Annotated in this window: 16 protein-coding genes and 1 pseudogene; 14 read left to right on the top strand and 3 right to left on the bottom strand. The window is 44.9% G+C overall.

What is annotated here, in order from left to right; genetic code table 11:
* The first annotated feature begins 10 nt into the window (after positions 1 to 10).
* Together ACFVS2_RS13010 and ACFVS2_RS13005 are read left to right on the top strand one after the other, a co-directional pair.
* Entirely contained in the window at positions 11 to 1,318 is a 1,308-nt protein-coding gene (locus tag ACFVS2_RS13010) for an NtaA/DmoA family FMN-dependent monooxygenase (RefSeq protein ID WP_390234453.1), read from the top strand.
* A 27-nt stretch (positions 1,319 to 1,345) separates the two neighbouring features.
* Entirely contained in the window at positions 1,346 to 2,326 is a 981-nt protein-coding gene (locus ACFVS2_RS13005; RefSeq protein WP_390234450.1) for an ABC transporter substrate-binding protein, read from the top strand.
* A gap of 67 nt (positions 2,327 to 2,393) precedes the next feature.
* Here the strand turns inward: ACFVS2_RS13005 and ACFVS2_RS13000 are convergent, their stop codons facing one another.
* Complete coding sequence (locus tag ACFVS2_RS13000) at positions 2,394 to 2,969, bottom strand: NAD(P)H-dependent oxidoreductase (RefSeq protein ID WP_390234448.1); 576 nt, start codon at positions 2,967 to 2,969, stop codon at positions 2,394 to 2,396.
* A gap of 142 nt (positions 2,970 to 3,111) precedes the next feature.
* Between ACFVS2_RS13000 and ACFVS2_RS12995 the strand changes: the two genes are divergently transcribed.
* The 6 genes from ACFVS2_RS12995 to ACFVS2_RS12970 all read left to right on the top strand — a co-directional run bounded on the left by ACFVS2_RS12995 (position 3,112) and on the right by ACFVS2_RS12970 (position 7,856).
* Positions 3,112 to 4,131, top strand: coding sequence for an AraC family transcriptional regulator (locus ACFVS2_RS12995; protein WP_390234446.1), 1,020 nt, complete (start codon positions 3,112 to 3,114; stop codon positions 4,129 to 4,131).
* A 128-nt stretch (positions 4,132 to 4,259) separates the two neighbouring features.
* A complete protein-coding gene (locus ACFVS2_RS12990; protein WP_390234445.1) occupies positions 4,260 to 4,916 on the top strand; it encodes a TetR/AcrR family transcriptional regulator in 657 nt (218 codons plus the stop codon).
* An 11-nt stretch (positions 4,917 to 4,927) separates the two neighbouring features.
* The gene (locus ACFVS2_RS12985) at positions 4,928 to 5,296 is read left to right on the top strand and encodes a DUF4180 domain-containing protein (protein WP_390234443.1); all 369 of its coding nucleotides are present in this window, start codon (positions 4,928 to 4,930) and stop codon (positions 5,294 to 5,296) included.
* A gap of 2 nt (positions 5,297 to 5,298) precedes the next feature.
* Positions 5,299 to 5,997, top strand: coding sequence for a formylglycine-generating enzyme family protein (locus ACFVS2_RS12980; protein WP_390234440.1), 699 nt, complete (start codon positions 5,299 to 5,301; stop codon positions 5,995 to 5,997).
* A gap of 27 nt (positions 5,998 to 6,024) precedes the next feature.
* Positions 6,025 to 6,576 (top strand): MarR family winged helix-turn-helix transcriptional regulator, encoded by a 552-nt coding sequence (locus tag ACFVS2_RS12975; protein WP_173619963.1) that lies wholly within the window; start codon positions 6,025 to 6,027, stop codon positions 6,574 to 6,576.
* Between the two features lie 74 nt (positions 6,577 to 6,650).
* Positions 6,651 to 7,856: an MFS transporter gene (locus ACFVS2_RS12970; protein WP_390234437.1), complete on the top strand. Its 1,206-nt coding sequence runs from the start codon at positions 6,651 to 6,653 to the stop codon at positions 7,854 to 7,856.
* 36 nt (positions 7,857 to 7,892) lie between these two features.
* Here the strand turns inward: ACFVS2_RS12970 and ACFVS2_RS12965 are convergent, their stop codons facing one another.
* Both ACFVS2_RS12965 and ACFVS2_RS12960 read right to left on the bottom strand, forming a co-directional pair.
* Positions 7,893 to 9,365 carry an MFS transporter gene (locus ACFVS2_RS12965; RefSeq protein WP_173619961.1) on the bottom strand — a complete coding sequence of 491 codons (1,473 nt, stop codon included), beginning with the start codon at positions 9,363 to 9,365 and terminating at the stop codon, positions 7,893 to 7,895.
* A 129-nt stretch (positions 9,366 to 9,494) separates the two neighbouring features.
* Positions 9,495 to 9,824, bottom strand: a pseudogene (locus tag ACFVS2_RS12960) (nuclear transport factor 2 family protein); the annotation flags it as partial.
* Between the two features lie 188 nt (positions 9,825 to 10,012).
* Here ACFVS2_RS12960 and ACFVS2_RS12955 point away from each other — a divergent pair.
* The 6 genes from ACFVS2_RS12955 to ACFVS2_RS12930 all read left to right on the top strand — a co-directional run bounded on the left by ACFVS2_RS12955 (position 10,013) and on the right by ACFVS2_RS12930 (position 15,985).
* Positions 10,013 to 10,459 (top strand): SRPBCC domain-containing protein, encoded by a 447-nt coding sequence (locus tag ACFVS2_RS12955; RefSeq protein ID WP_390234435.1) that lies wholly within the window; start codon positions 10,013 to 10,015, stop codon positions 10,457 to 10,459.
* A gap of 221 nt (positions 10,460 to 10,680) precedes the next feature.
* A complete protein-coding gene (locus ACFVS2_RS12950; RefSeq protein WP_173619960.1) occupies positions 10,681 to 11,448 on the top strand; it encodes an ABC transporter ATP-binding protein in 768 nt (255 codons plus the stop codon).
* On the top strand, positions 11,435 to 13,363 hold the full coding sequence (locus ACFVS2_RS12945) for an FtsX-like permease family protein (protein WP_390234432.1): 1,929 nt from the start codon (positions 11,435 to 11,437) through the stop codon (positions 13,361 to 13,363). The genes ACFVS2_RS12950 and ACFVS2_RS12945 overlap by 14 nt, the downstream gene beginning before the upstream one ends.
* A gap of 20 nt (positions 13,364 to 13,383) precedes the next feature.
* Complete coding sequence (locus ACFVS2_RS12940; RefSeq protein ID WP_390234429.1) at positions 13,384 to 13,755, top strand: YxeA family protein; 372 nt, start codon at positions 13,384 to 13,386, stop codon at positions 13,753 to 13,755.
* A 112-nt stretch (positions 13,756 to 13,867) separates the two neighbouring features.
* Complete coding sequence (locus ACFVS2_RS12935) at positions 13,868 to 14,566, top strand: response regulator transcription factor (protein WP_173619957.1); 699 nt, start codon at positions 13,868 to 13,870, stop codon at positions 14,564 to 14,566.
* Between the two features lie 3 nt (positions 14,567 to 14,569).
* On the top strand, positions 14,570 to 15,985 hold the full coding sequence (locus ACFVS2_RS12930; protein WP_390234425.1) for a sensor histidine kinase: 1,416 nt from the start codon (positions 14,570 to 14,572) through the stop codon (positions 15,983 to 15,985).
* Positions 15,986 to 16,015 lie beyond the last annotated feature (30 nt).

Here is a 16,015-nt window from a genome sequence, read left to right as displayed (position 1 = left end):
GTAGGTAAAAATGATGGAAAGCAGACAATTATGCATCGGATTATCCTTAAACACAACGTGGATGAAGGGGGAAGGATGGCGACACCCGGACAGCGATGTGGAAAAAATGGATTCCATCGACTATTACATTGCAGTGGCAAAAATGGCGGAGGAGGCAAAGCTCGATTTTCTTTTCAGGGCTGATTATCTATATGTTCATCCGCAGATGATAGGCGATTCCGTTAATTTTGGGAGTCCTGACCCTACGATGATGTTCGCTACGATTGCTAGGGAAACCGAGCGGATCGGACTGGTTACGACGATTTCTACGACGTTTAATCCGCCGTATGTTGTTGCTAGGCAGCTTCAGTCTCTACATTGGCTGAGTAATGGTCGTGCTGGCTGGAATATTGTCACTTCTATTGAAGGAGCCGAAAATTTCGGTGATGGCCCCATGCCGTCTCCTGAAGAAAGATACGCGAAAGCCATGGAATTTACGGATGTTGTGCGCAAGCTATGGGACAGCTTCCCGCAAGAAGCCATTGTGATTGACCGCGAGTCTGGCGTGTTTTCTGACAGGGACAAAATCTCCCCGATTCATCATTCAGGCGAGTTTTTCAGTGTCAAGGGACCGCTTACTTTGCCAGGCCATCCATCGGGATCGATTCCTTTCTTTCAGGCAGGCGCGTCAGATACAGGACGGACGTTTGCCTCCAGAGTCGCAGATGCCATTTTTGTAGCGATGCCAGACATCGAATCGGGAGTGGAGTTGCGTAGGGATCTGAGGAGAAGAGCCGAGGAACAGGGCCGTAGTCCCGATGCCATCAAAGTGTTGCCGGGATTGTATTTTTTCTTGGCTGACACTCGTGAGGAAGCTCAGGAATTACACAAAGTGGCACACGCAAATTTGAGTACGGAGCGCAGACTTGCATCGTTAAAATCAGTGCTGGGTCTCGATGCAAGCGGTTTTGCTTTGGACCAACGCGTAACTGCTGATATGCTTCCTGATGCGAATCAGCCCGTCCGTAGCCGAACACATGCCGAGCTGTTGCGCCGATATATCACCATCCATCAACCTACAGTAGAAGAGGTGTTGGCAAGGCCAGAGGTTGTCGGATCTGCTCACTGGGTTTCTGTTGGAACAGTTGAAGACGTGTTGAGCGATATCCTGGAGCGGTTTGAGGCTGGAGCGATCGACGGATTCATTGCACTTCCAGGCGGATCAGAAAAATCGATGGCCCTGTTCTTTGACAAGCTGATGCCGAAATTGGTTGAAAGAGGCTTGTTTAGAAGCGAATATGCGGGCGTCACTTTGCGAGAACATTTAGGAATGAGATAAGCCTTGGAAAAGGGGTTCAGGAGAAAAATGAACAAAAAAGTAATGCTGGTTGGCCTGATAGCAGTCTGGATGCTTGTTTTAGCAGCATGTGGAGCTGGCAAACAGGCAGAATCGAGTTCAACCGCTAGCATCAGCGGAGATCATGCACAACAGACAGGAACAAGCGAAACAAGAACGATTGAGTATTTAGGCAAAAAGTATACCGTCCCGCAAAAGGTAGAAAAAATCGTGATTACTGGCGCGATGGAAGCGATGGAGGATGCAGTAGTGCTCGACGTGCATCCAATTGGGGCGATATCCGTTGGTAGACAATTTCCTGAAATCTTTGCTTCGGTAACGGGGAAGTCGGAATCTATTGGTGAAAAACAGCAACCGAACTTCGAGAAAATATTGCAATTGAAGCCAGATGTCATTTTGGGTTCCACCAAGTTCCAAAAAGAAGTGGTGGATAACTTGCAAAAAATCGCTCCTATCATTTTGGTGTCGCATATTTCGACTGACTGGGAATCCAATCTGAAGCTAATGGGAGAATTATCTGGGAAGCAAGCAGAGGCAGAAAAGGTTCTAACCGAATATGAAACAAATACACAAGCAGTCAAAGCATCGCTGAAGGAAAAGCTACAGGGGAAAAAGGTAGCCGCTGTTCGCATTCGTGGGACACAAGCTTACGTTTACCCGAAAGATGTGTATTTCAACCCGGTCTTGTACGATGAATTGGGTCTGGAAGTTCCGGAACAGATCAGCAAGGCGAAAACGCAAGAAGCGATCTCTGTCGAGCAGCTGGCTGAAATGAATCCAGATTATTTGTTTGTACAGTTCTCTACACGTGAAACGCAAGATGCAAAGAATGCCTTTGATGAATTGAAAAAGAATCCGATTATCCAAAGCACGAATGCCTTTAAACAAGATCATGTATACGTGAACGTGGTTGATCCGCTGCTGGAGGGCGGCCCCGCATTTAGCCGCATCAAGTTTTTGGAAAGTGTACAAAAGCACCTCGATAAGTAAGGGAATGGAGAAAACTCAAGCTGGGATATGCTTGAGTTTTTGTTATGTCGTTCTGGTCCGGCTATGCTTAGGCTAGCCTCTCCCCAAGCTGGTTCACTTTCTCCAGCCACTTTTTGCGCTTTTCCTCCGCCGAGGCATTCACTCCACTAATCTCCGTAACCTTCACAGGCTTAATCCCGCAAAACTTTAAAATGTTGCGTTTCATCACGAGATGTCCGGCTTGCCAGTAGATCAATCGGTTGTACCAAGATGGAGTATCCATGGTCACAATCACATGCGCGGTTTTGCCCGATAACAGCTTATCCCATAGAGAAGAACCTTCTCGATATTTATAGGCGAATCCGGGTAATAAGACACGATCGAAAAATCCCTTCAAGATAGCGGGCATCGTGCCCCACCAGGTCGGATAGACAATGACCAGATGATCCGCCCAACGGATGAGGTCCTGCGCTTCTTTTAGATCATCCTCCAGCTCCGTTCTTTTCCGATATCCGTATTTCAAATTTGGGTCGAAAGAGATTTGGCTCAAATCAATGGTGCGAATCTGTGCTGCTTTGCCTTTAGCTCCTTTCATATAGGCGTGCGCCAACGCAGAGCAATAGCTCTCGGGATCTGGATGTCCGATGATAACGAGAATGTTCATTTTCATATCCCCCTGTAGAGTTGATTCCATTACCGACAGATCGTGGTAAACTGAACTGTATTCAGCATATCGTGTGGAATGGAACAGATGAATGATCGAAAGCGCATAAATGTTGTGGATTCACGCAAAGGAGGTTCCGTACTTGGAAAATGCGCATGGGTTTGCGATTTCGATGGTGTATCCGATTATGAAAACAATTACTCACAAGAAGCTTGATTTTGAGCGTTTTTGTGACCATATTTCTTTCGACAGTAGCTTGCTAAAAGATGTAGAAGCGCGCATTGATGAAGCGGAGCTCGAGCGTTTGATGAAGGAAGCTGCCATTTATACGCAGGATGATCATTTCGGGCTGCATCAAGGACAGTTAACCGATATTGCCGATCTGGGCATTCTTGGCTATGTCATGATGCATTCCGAAAAAATCGTCGATGCATTGAAGGCTTATCAGCGGTATCACGTGATCCTTTGCAGCGGGTACGACCTGGATTGGGAAGTGAGGGGGAACGATGTTTTCCTGCGGTTTCATAGACAAAGCCCTGGGAGCGTTTCTCGACATTGCATGGAGGATATGGTCAGCTCCTTGTACCACTTGATTGTCCATATGAGTCACCGGTCTATTCCGTTACAGGCGATACAATTCACACACGACGCTACGGCCGATATCGTTCCGTATTTGAATTTGTTCGGAATGAAGCCTCATTTTAGTGGAAAAGAAAATGGGCTCTTGATAGGCAAAGAAGTTTTGCAATACCCGATCCTGTATTCAGATGTTCGGCTGCGTAAAGCTTTTGAACCAATCGCGGAAGAAATTAGAGAGAAGCTGATCAGAGGGCGAGAATTTTCGGACCGTGTGTTTCAATGGATGATGGGATGTATGCCTGCGGCTTTTCCGACCTTACAGCAGACTGCCGCTGCTTTTCATATGAGTACGAGATCCCTGCAAGCGAAACTAAAGGCAGAGGACACTTCCTATCATGAATTGTCCACGAATGTCCGCAAAGAAATAGCGATGGGGTATTTACAGCAAGCGGAGCATTCCATTGGGGAGATTGCGTACCTGCTGCATTTTTCAGATCCAAGCGCCTTTCAAAATGCTTTCAAGAAATGGACAGGGCTGACACCAGGGCAATATCGGATCAATCGTCAAGCACTTGCCATGTAACGTCTTGATGGAACACGCTGCGTAAGCGTGTTTTTTTTGTTGTCGAACCCATTTGTTTGACAAACTGGAAAATAATTGTGTACACTTTTTTATTCCGACCGTACAGTATAAATAAACGAGGTAAGATCATGCCCAAATTAGGAATGGAACCAAAGCGCCGAGCAGATGTCATCAATGCGACCCTCACTTGTATTAGCAATCACGGGATTGATGGCATGACGCTAGATAAGGTGGCGGAGTATGCAGACTGTTCAAAAGGTGTCGTCACGTATTATTTTAAGAATAAGGACAATTTGACGAGTGAAGCCTTTCAGGCATTCTTGGCCTATTATGGCTTGAAAATCGAATCTGACATTGAGAACACCATGACAGCCCAGGAAATGATGGATGTTACGCTTACGCATATCTTGCCGCCGTACATGAACGACAAGGAGAAACGGATCAATGTTTCGCAGCTGGATGGCATCGCTGAGATGTACATCCCGCATGACGATCAAGCAAGACTCTTTGTACAATTCTTCTCCAAAGCCGCATTGGACCCCAATCTCCAAGAAGTGGTTGCGAAAAGTTATACGAGAGATTTGCAGGGCATCACAAAGATTTTTGATTACGGCAAGCAAACCGGGCTTATGTCTGTAGAAGATTCACAAAGCGCTGCCTACGGACTCATGGCGATGGTTGTGGGCTTGAGCTTCTTTCGAGTGGCGAGCATTGCGCCGGCAAACGGCGAAGACAATCGATATATTTGTGAGGATTTTGTGAGGCAGATTACCAACAGAAAGTGAGGAGGATACACATGAATATTACAAAGGTAGAAGCAGCCGTGGGAAACATTGCGATCGTGAGTGGTAGCGAGGTATTGATTATTGATGTGCAGTCAGCCCTGGATCTGATTGCAACCGTACACTATGAGGCAGACAGTAATCTTATCATTATAAACAAATCATTGATTAACGAAAGCTTTTTCGATTTGAAAACACGCCTGGCTGGCGAGATCCTGCAAAAGTTCATCAATTATCGGGTGAAAGTGGCAATTGTAGGAGATTTTTCGGTGTACACAAGTAAAAGTCTAAAAGACTTCATTTATGAATCCAACAACGGAAAGGACATCTTTTTCTTGCCGACCGAAGAGCAGGCGATCGAGAAGTTAAGCCAGGTGAAATAGAGATGGAACGGGCGTACACCATGGTGAATATCCCAGCAGGGCAAATCGAATTACGGGACGATCGAATCAAAGCCACATGGACAACCGAGGTGAACGCATTTTTACTCTCGCCGGTTCCTGTTACGAATGCGTTATACTTCTCGGTGGTACAAAAAGCAGCTGGATCGAATGACCACCCAGAGGCTCCCGTTGTAAATGTCTCGTGGAACGATGCGATTTCGTTTTGCAATCTGCTATCTCAACAAGCGGGTCTCACAGAATGCTACTCGATAAGTGAAGATGGTGAGCGTGTCGTATGGAACGAGGAAGCGAATGGCTATCGTCTGCCGACAGAGGCGGAATGGCAGTACGCGTGCAAAGCAGGGACGGGTGGTTATCGGTACGGCGAGCTGGATGAGATCGCATGGTACCAAGAGAATGCTGAGGGTACAGCACATGCGGTAGGACAAAAGCTGCCGAATGCGTGGGGGCTCTATGACATGCTGGGAAATGTTTGGGAGTGGTGCTGGGACCTTTACGATGTGAACGTCTACGGCTCCTATCGAATTTTTCGCGGTGGCAGCTGGGCAGAAGAGGCCAGAGGCTGTGGAGCGACGTGCCGCAGACGCAGTCACCCCACGTTTCGTATTGATGATCTCGGCTTTCGTCTTGCCAGGGGGGTTGCAAAATCCAAAAGAATCCGTTATATTGATTTTAGTTAGATAATCTAATTATATTCAAGGTGGATTATGAGCAGAAAAAACAAGAGAGAGCATACATCTGATCAATTGCCAAAACTAGGTATTCAGCCGTATTTGGATCTGATGGAAAAAACAGCTCTGCAAAATACGGATCGCAAATTGGCTCATTTGGGGTTATTGATGCTATGGCTGGGGGATAACGCCATAGACACCATTGATTTGAATTTGGAGTCATTCGGCATAACGGAGAGTAAATGGGACGTATTGCTGTTGCTTACGTTACATGAAGACAGTGAACTTATCACCCCCTCTTCGCTTGCAGATAGACTGGGCATTCGGCGTGCTTCTGTTACAGCTTTGCTGGACTGGCTGGAAAAAAGGCACTGGATAATCAGGGAGCAAAGCACGCTGGATGGTCGCAAGATTCATGTCAAAATAACACAGGAAGGCAGAGAATTAGTAGCCAGAGCACTGCCAGTTTTCTGGTCTGCCTGCTCCTCCATTATGAGCGACTTAGAAGAGGAAGAACGGATGCTGCTAGAAAAAATCTTGATGAAGTTGAATCGCAGCATGGAAGAGAAACTGGGGGTGGGAAGATAAGATCATATTTTTTTATGAATATAATTAGATAATCTAACTATATTGTGTGTAAATAATTGAAAAAGAGGTGTGCGATGTCACAGCGAAACTACTCACTCATGACTGCAATCTTATGCTGGTCAGGAATCGTCGTCATGTCGAGCTTATACGTCACGATTCCCCTTATGACTATATTTGCCGATCTTTTCAGTATCACATTGACACAGGCTGCAGCAGTAGGTAGCGCATTTTCGGTTGGGTTTGCCATAGGGTGCCTGATTTATGGACCGTTGTCCGAAAAGTATGGCCGCAAGAACGTGATCGTGTTCGGGCTAATTGCCTTGACTCTCTTTTCTTTGTTGCTTGGAAGTGCAAATCATTTCGCATGGATCATTGTGCTCAGGAGCTTGCAAGGTGCTGCCGCTGCTACGTTCTCGCCTGTTGCGCTCGCCTATGCTGTGGAAATGTTCCCTGCGGCAAAACGAGTAACGGCAATCGGATTTATCAGCACAGGATTTTTGGCGGCTGGGATCATTGGTCAAGTGATCAGTAGCTTTATGAGTCAACAATACAGTTGGCACGCCGTATTCTATATGCTTGCTGCTTTTTATTTCGTGACGCTGCTCGTGGTGATGAGGTGGCTACCAAAAGAAGAGAGTCCTCTTGCTACCGTGAATATTTGGGAGCCGATTAAGCGAATTCCCTCCCTGTTCAAACAAAAAAATATCGTCTTGAGTTACATAATCGCTCTTGTATTGCTTATGTCATTCGTTAATATGTATACGGTCTTGGGGAGTTATTTGGCGGGACCCGATTTTGGGCTTAGCAACAAGGATATTCTGCTTGTTCGAACGATTGGTGTAGTGGGCATGCTCATTTCTCCGCTGGCGGGCGGGCTGGCAAAACGGTTTGGCTTACGTACCGTGCTACGCTGCGGGTTAGGTCTAGCAGTGGTCAGTATGTCTTCCTTCGGTATGATATCTAATTTGTCTCTTTTGATTGGTACGAGTGTGCTTTTCGTTGCCGGAATTGCGTTATCTGTTCCTTCCCTGATCACGCTTATTGGACAGCTAGGGGGCAAATCGCGGGGAATTGCGGTTTCGGTTTATACGTTTATCCTTTTTTCGGGAACAAGTCTTGGGCCGATATTGTCCATCCGTTTGATGAATGTTGGCAGCTATGAAATTACTTTTGTACTGCTTGCAATCGTACTTGGCATTGGTCTGTTGGCTGCATGCCTGATTCGTAGTGATTCCGCGGTTGAAAGCATTAGCACAAAACCTCCTTCACCACTAGCTTAGTGGTTGAGGAGGTTTTGTTGTTACAAACGCTGGCTGCTATCGATTATTTTGTTGATTTAGCAAGCGTTCTCTCTGTTTATGCATGGCAATGAAAGCGGCAAACACGAGCAGCAGGCTTCCTGTGAACAGAAACCCTTCCTCGATGGAGAAGGGCAGCCACCCTAAAAGACCTGAGCCGACGACCACACCGAGAGAGAAGAAGGCGTATAAGTAACCGTGTGCTTTCCCCCGCAATTCTTGCGGCGTCGATTGAATGAGCATCGTATTGACAGAAGGAAACAAGAGAGCGAAGCCTATCCCATATAGTCCTAACATGCAGTACAGTGCCAATGTCGTGTTGGACTGACCAATAAGCAGCTGACTCACGCCCATGAAACCAATTCCGATGGACATCGTTTTGGAAGGGGCCACACGATCAAAAATGCGATTGGTCGGAAGCACGAAAATCAGAACGGCAATCATCCCAAACGTGCTCAATAACGTACCGCTTAATTTCGAATCGTATCCAAGCGATTGGACATGCAAGGGCAAAAGGTAAGCGATGACGCCTTGTGAAAACATGAGCAAAAAGGCACCGCCGTAAGCCTTGATTATCCCAGCATTGAAGATCAGGGCTGAGGTTGGAACGTCCTTCTTAAGCTTCTCTTTCTTGCAGGCCTGAGTGGATCGCAGAAAAATGACGGACAGGATGGCTAGGAAAAAGCCCATTACAGCTACACATGTAAAGACAAAAGGCACGGAGGTTTTGCTTGCCATAATGCCGCTGAATGCAGGTCCGATAATCGCTGCGAGTCCCACAAAGGTACCGGTGAAAGCAACCTTTCGTCCTTGCTGCTCATGTGTAGTGTTATTCGCAGAGAAAGTAAAAGCAGCAGGAACTATCAAACCGGCAACAAATCCGTGAATGAGTCGCACGATAATCAACAGAAACGGCTGATCGACGATGTGATACAGCAGCAAGGCACAGCTTGATAAAACCAATCCGATCAAAAGTGGTTTGGATGGACCAACCTTATCTGTCAGTATGCCAGAGATAATATTGCCAAAGGTATTGGCTAACGAATACAGACCGATGACAAAGCCTATAACAAATGAACTGGCACCTACGGAAGCAGCAAATGTACTCATGACCGGCAGTTGCGAGAACAAATCAAAGAACGAGAAAAAAACGATGCCGTATACGAGCAGGGCATTATTAAACGGCTTCAGAGGATACACATCCTGTGCCGTTTTCAGTCTGCGATCCAGAAAGAAGTTCCCAAACGGTACAAAAGCGGCAAGTAACGCAGCAAGAGACCAGAGCAAGCTCCATCTCACGCGAATGGCCGCATAGAGTATCGCCAGAGCATACAAGCAAAATATCCCGCCGTGAATACTTCCTATGATGGTTACGGCTTTGTCTAAGCCCCACACGTATTTCAAGGGCATTGCGATGCCCATCAATACTAATAAGGAAAGGCCATCAAATAGGCCTGTAAGACGTAAAAAGTAAATTGGATGTACCCGCACTTGTGACTCTCCTCATTTTTTATGAAGTGATGCCTCTATCCTAACATTTTTTTTGATGAAGAAAGTGAACAAATTCGGGTCATTCCTGTGTCGATATCATGAGGGAGGTGTATTTCTTCTGCCGTGATCTTAACTGTAATCTTCAATTAGGGAGACTTTTCCTTCTTTCATCATAAATAGCGATTTCCCTTTTAATTGCATCGTATCTCCAGCCTTAATTCCGTTTGGCAAATCAATCGCCAGTATTCCTTCATAATCAATTTGCACTTCTGCTTTGTCATCCATTACTAGGCAGGCAAGAATGGTCTGACGCCGACTCGAGAAAATTTTCGCAGACTTTTCAGCTAGCTCACTAAACGCTTCTAATCCTTTGGTTTCTATGTCCAGTTCACCGTTGGAATAATTCCTGAACACAATATCCGTATGCAAGAGTTTCACCATACCTTGGACATCAAATGAAGCTGTTCTCCTCTAATAACTATAGGAGAACAAACCATCATCGCTCAATCGCGACACTATCGACGAGTTGGTCTTCTGTTTAAGAGTGACATTTTATGGGCGATTGCTTACAATTTACGGTGTAAAAAACGCGATTGTGGTATTCGTGAAAAGCAAGTGCGAACAAATAGGATTGGCGAGGTGTCCCGATGAAGAATCCAAATACCAAATCTAGCAAAATCGTTGGTCAAACGGCAGCGACAGGCTTCCAAGTAGGTGTACGCAGGACGATGCCCATTACTCAAGAACAGACATGGGCGTTTTTAACCTCGTCCGAAGGGGTGAAATTATGGCTTGGACATGTATCGAGGCTTACCTTTAGCGAGGGGGAGGCCTTTACTTCCAGCGAAGGAATATCGGGTCAATTTCGTGTTGTAAAGCCGTTCCAGCAGTTTCGATTGAAGTGGTCGATGAAGGAGTGGGAAAAGCCGTCCACATTGCAAATCCGGCTGATATCCGACAAGCCTGACCGAACGACAATTAGTTTTCATCAAGAGAATCTGGATAACAGTAGCACAAGGGAGCAAATGAAGCTTCATTGGAAAGAAGTTCTGAATGAAATCAGGCAAAAAGTCTCCATGATGGAGAGGGAATAAAAACTTCTGTCGGAACGGGGATTTATTTTTCCATGTTCTACGCAGATTAGCAAAGTATGTTCCTGAATAGTAACGTGGGAGGCGTCCGATGGAGGGCGCTTTTTTGCTTTTCGGATGCTATTTTTAAGGTTTATATAAGGTTTAAATAAAAATGCTCTAAGGTTCGATCGCTATGATAAATGTAGTACGAAAAAATGAGTTGCATTTGAAAGGATAGCGATATGAAAACCATTCTGGAAGCAATCCACGTGCAAAAAACATTTGGCACAAAAGGAAATGTGTATACCGCCCTGCAAGATATTAACTTAAAAATACAAGAGGGTGAATTTGTCGGAATCATGGGCCCATCCGGAGCCGGAAAATCAACCTTGCTCAATATTTTTTCGACCATCGATATGCCCTCTTCGGGTGAGGTCGTTATTGCTGATCAAAATATCGTCTACATGAACGAAGAGCAATTATCAGACTTTCGCCGGAATAAGCTGGGCTTTATTTTTCAAGACTATAATCTTCTCGATACGTTGACTGTCAAAGAAAATATTTTGCTTCCGCTTGCCTTGTCGAAGGTGCCAGCCGCTGAAATCGAAAAGCGAGTCAACGAGATAGCGGACACGTTCGGCATTCGGGAAATCTTAGACAAATACCCTTACCATATTTCAGGGGGTCAAAAACAACGGACAGCGGCTTCGCGGGCCATCGTGGCAAATCCAAGCCTCATTTTGGCGGACGAACCCACAGGTGCGCTTGATTCCAAATCGGCAGCAAGCTTGCTAGAAAGCTTAAGCAGACTCAATGAAACCAATCAATCTACCATTCTGATGGTCACGCATGATGCGTATGCGGCGAGTTACTGTAAACGGGTTATTTTCATCAAGGATGGTCAACTCTTTACCGAGTTCCACAAAGAAAAGCAGTCCCGGAAGGAGTTTTTCCAAAAGATACTGGAGATTCTTGCTTCGCTTGGGGGTGGGTATCATGACGCTCTTTAGCATTGCCAGAAAAAATATCCGAAAAAATTTCACCAACTATTTTATCTATTTTGCTTCGATGATTTTTAGTATTGTGATTTACTTCACGTTTGTTTCCTTAAAGTATGACGATACGATTCAGCTGGCCGCCGAAGGGTCGAATAAAATCAGTTCTGTATTTAGCGGTGCGTCGGTCGTGTTAATGATCTTCGTGGCCATCTTTATCTGGTATTCCAACGCATTCTTCACACGCAAACGCAAGAAGGAGGTCGGGCTTTACTCATTGCTAGGCGTACGCAAGAAGCAGATCGGCCGCATGCTTTTTTACGAGAACTTCATAATGGGAATCATCGCGCTCCTGATCGGAATTGCTCTTGGTTCCGTGTTGTCCAAGTTTTTTGTTGCGGTATTAATGAAGGTCATGGGTTATGATGCCATCGCTAATTTCTCTGTTTCATCCGAGGCAATGATAAACACGATCACCGTCTTCTCTATCATTACGTTCATAAATTCGCTCCAAGGCTATCGGTTAATTTATCGCTTCAAATTAATCGAACTCTTTCGCGCGGATCAAGAAAGCGAAAAAGAACCAAGAACTTCTTGGATCACTGCTATCTTATCGGTTGCGTTGATTGGCTTCGGTTATTGGCTTACGCTGCAAAACATCTTTGAGTCAGCGATATGGAGAAAAGTAGGGATAATGGCAACGCCGCTCCTCATCTTACTAACCGTCATTCTCGGAACGTATCTCCTATTCGGTGTTTTCAGCGTTACGCTATTGAAAAGGTTAAGAAACCATAAGAAGAGTTATTGGAATGGCATTAACGTAATTGGGATTTCTCAGCTGCTGTACCGAATGAAAGGAAATGCCCGCACGTTAACCATCATTGCTGTACTAAGCGCCACGACGCTCACATCTGTTGGAACGGCATACAGCTTGTATTACAACAATAGAAGCACTGTCGAAAAGTTGAATCCGAACAGCATGATGTTTATCGCTACGGACAGACATGTAACCAAACAGGTGGAGGAAGTGATTTCGAATCATCCCAATCATGAAGTTCTTTATCATCGAACCATTCCGGTTATTCAGATGGATGTAGATACTGGTGATCTGGATGATGGAAGTAATGAACGGACATATACCGTGATGTCAAATCGTGAATTCAACCAATTGACCCAATTACAAGGAAAAGACGATGTGATTTCCTTACAAGCCCAGGAAGCCGTTTTATTAGACCCCTATTACATCGAGGGTATTTCCCCTCAATATGTCGGGACAAGGCTCCCTTTAAAAGCGAAGGGCGGCGAAGAGATTATAACGATCAAGGATCGAAAGGATTACAACGTCTTGAATCTGCAAACGGTCTTTTCGACGATCGTCGTCAGCGATGAGCTGTTCGTCCGCTTGCAACAAGAAGCGAATCAGGCGAGCTTGGTAGCATATGCCATTACGCAGGAAGATCAGGCCAAACAATTAACCAAAGAGATTCAAGCGATCTTACCCGAAAAAGCAAGATTTGCAAGCTTCTATCAGGACTATGCACAAGGATTGGAAACTTCCGGCTTACTCATTTTTATGGGCGGATTTCTGGGACTCGTTTTCCTGGCTGCAACTGGTAGCATCATTTACTTTAAACAGCTAACGGAAGCCCATGCAGACAAAGGGCGATATGAGATTTTATACAAAATCGGCGTCAGAAAAAAAGAAATCAAAAAAACCATTGCCAAACAAGTCTTGTTCATCTTCGCGCTTCCCTTGCTGGCTGGTATCGCGCATAGTGCCGTCGCTCTAACGCCTTTATCGCGGATGTTGCAAATGAACTTAGTCGTTCCTGTGGTGATTTGTATGGCGATCTATACATGCATGTACACCGCCTACTATTTCTTGACCGTCCATGCGTACTACAAAATCGTAACGAAAACAAAATCGTAAACTTTTAAAGGAGACTATCTATGAAAAAGACAACCATCATCGTATTATCAGTCATACTTGCTCTTATGATAGGAGCTGTACTCATGCTTCAAAACGTGAATTTTAACAGATTGGGTGCAGATGAGTATTATGTTCAGATTAATAAAGAAGGGAAAAAGAATGAAGTTACACTGGATAGCGGCGAGAAGTTTGTCTCGTACGATTATACGCTGCAAGGCTATAACGCAAATGGCGAAGAAAAAACACTCAATTTTATGGCGATGAAAGAGCTGCGTAAAGAAGCCTATCTGTGCGTATTCGTAAAAGAAGAAAAAGGGGTTACCTCCTATCAGGAAGTGAAAGTGGACGAACTGCCTGATAAAGCGAAAGAAAAATTGGCAATCCAGCAGTAAACTAAAGAAGGTAGAAGATTTTGCCGAAGTCATTAAAGGATGGCTTCGGTGTATCCTTGTTTGTTCAAGGAAAGGATAAGCAATAATTTCAGTTTTGGCAGGGGGCTTCTACATGAGCAAAGTACTGATTGTGGACGATGAAGAGGACATCGTCAAACTGTTGAAAACGGTTCTGATCAAGGAAGGCATCGAGAATGTATACACGGCTTCAACGGCAGCCGAAGGATTTGGGCAGTTTCAAGACAAGCATCCAGATGTTGTGATTTTGGATATTATGCTTCCAGACGGGGAAGGCTATGACGTATGCAAAAAGATCAGAAGTATCTCACATGTCCCGATCTTGTTTCTATCCGCAAAAACGGAAGAAGTGGATAAACTAGTAGGCTTGGCCATCGGCGGTGACGACTATATTGGCAAACCGTTCAGTCCGAAAGAAGTGGCCTATCGAGTGAAAGCACAGTTAAGAAGAGCTGAATATCAGCAAGTTCAAGTAAAGGCGGATCCTATCATTAAGGTCGGCCCATTTGTCTTTGATGAAGAAAAGGTCGAGTTGCGAAAGCATGGAACCATCATCGAATTGAAACCGAAAGAGCTGGGGCTGTTCACCCATTTGCTTAAGCATCCTAACCAAATTATCAGCAAAGAAAAGCTGTACTACCAAGTATGGGGTGAAGATTTCTTTGGCTTTGACAATACCGTGATGGTACACATCAGAAAATTACGAGAGAAAATAGAGGATGATCCTTCCAATCCAACATACCTGTTAACGGTGAAGGGCTTGGGATATAAGCTGGTGGTAAAGGATGAATAGTGGATGAATTGGAGGTTGACTGGGAGGTTTCTGGCGTCTGTTGTTTTGATTGTCATTTTGGTTGTACTAAGCAATATTGTTCTTCTTGTTTTGTCGATCGTGGTCACCATCCAAACGGAGTGGGATGAAACTGCAATAAGCGAGAAGAGAAACTCTGCTGAAGCAATAACCAGTCGTTTCCATGAGCAAATTGTCATTTCGAATCATCAGGCGACGCTTACAGACAAAGGGAAAGCGGAGCTGGATCAGCATAACGCATGGATACAAATTCTAGACGAAGATGGCAAACAGATCTTTGGCTATCGATTGCCGGTGGGTATAAAAGAAAAATATGCGCCCATAGACATTATCCAGATGTACAAATACAAAGAAATTGATATGAACACGATGGTCTTTATTGGTGAGAAGCAAACAGGTTCCAGCCATTATAGTTACTTTATCGGGTTTCAAAATCCAAATTTGCAAAGACACGTATTGTCCTATGATATCCGGGAGGTCGTGCAAGTATTTAACATAGGAAGCATTCTCGTTCTGACCGTCGACGGATTGATCGCGCTGATCGTTGGATATTTTTTTAGCAAAAGACTAACGAAACCACTGTTGTCACTCATAGAGGGAATAAGAAAGCTCGCTAATAAGGAATACCATATCAACTATGAACCGATTGGCATCTATAAAGATGTTTTCTATAATGTCAATTATTTATCACATGAACTAAGAGCGGCGGAAAATGAAAGAAAAAAGTTAGATGCAATGAGAGAAGAGTGGATCGGCAATGTCTCTCACGATTTAAAAACGCCATTAGCGTCGATCCAAGGCTACGCAGAAATGATGAAAGACACCGAGTATGATTTTTCGTGTGAGGAAATGAGAGAGTTTGCGGAGATTATTGAACGAAAGTCATTGTACTTGAAAGACGTCATTGAGGATCTGAATTTATCTGCCCGCCTAAAAAATAAAGAATTGCGCTTGCTCAAATCAAATAAGAACATCGTGACCCTATTACGAAATGTCGTCATTGATACATTGAACGATGCGAGATATGCAGACAGGAACATGGAATTCCGATTTAGTGATGAAATGATCAAAGTGGATATGGATGAAATTCTGATTCGTAGAGCGATCACCAATTTAATCTACAATGCCATCGTTCATAATGATCCTTCCGTCCTCATCAAAGTAAGTGTAGAGAAAGGTCAGCGCACCTTGATCAGAATCGAGGACAACGGCAAAGGAATGAAAGAGCAGGAGCTCGATCGAATCTTTGACCGTTACTACCGGGGGACGAATACTGGAGAGCTGCACAAAGGCTCCGGGCTGGGTATGGCCATTGCGCGGGATATTATTGTGGCGCACGGTGGAGAAATAAAGGTGAATAGTTTATTGGGGCTAGGAACAAAGATTGAAATCCAACTATGAAAAAGGCTGCTACTCAGCTACTCAACAGGT

The organism is Brevibacillus sp. NPDC058079, assembly GCF_042885155.1.
In the GTDB taxonomy this organism is placed as follows: Bacteria; Bacillota; Bacilli; order Brevibacillales; family Brevibacillaceae; genus Brevibacillus.
The sequence above is the reverse complement of the archived record's forward strand: the minus strand, read 5'-3'. Positions and strand labels throughout refer to the sequence as shown.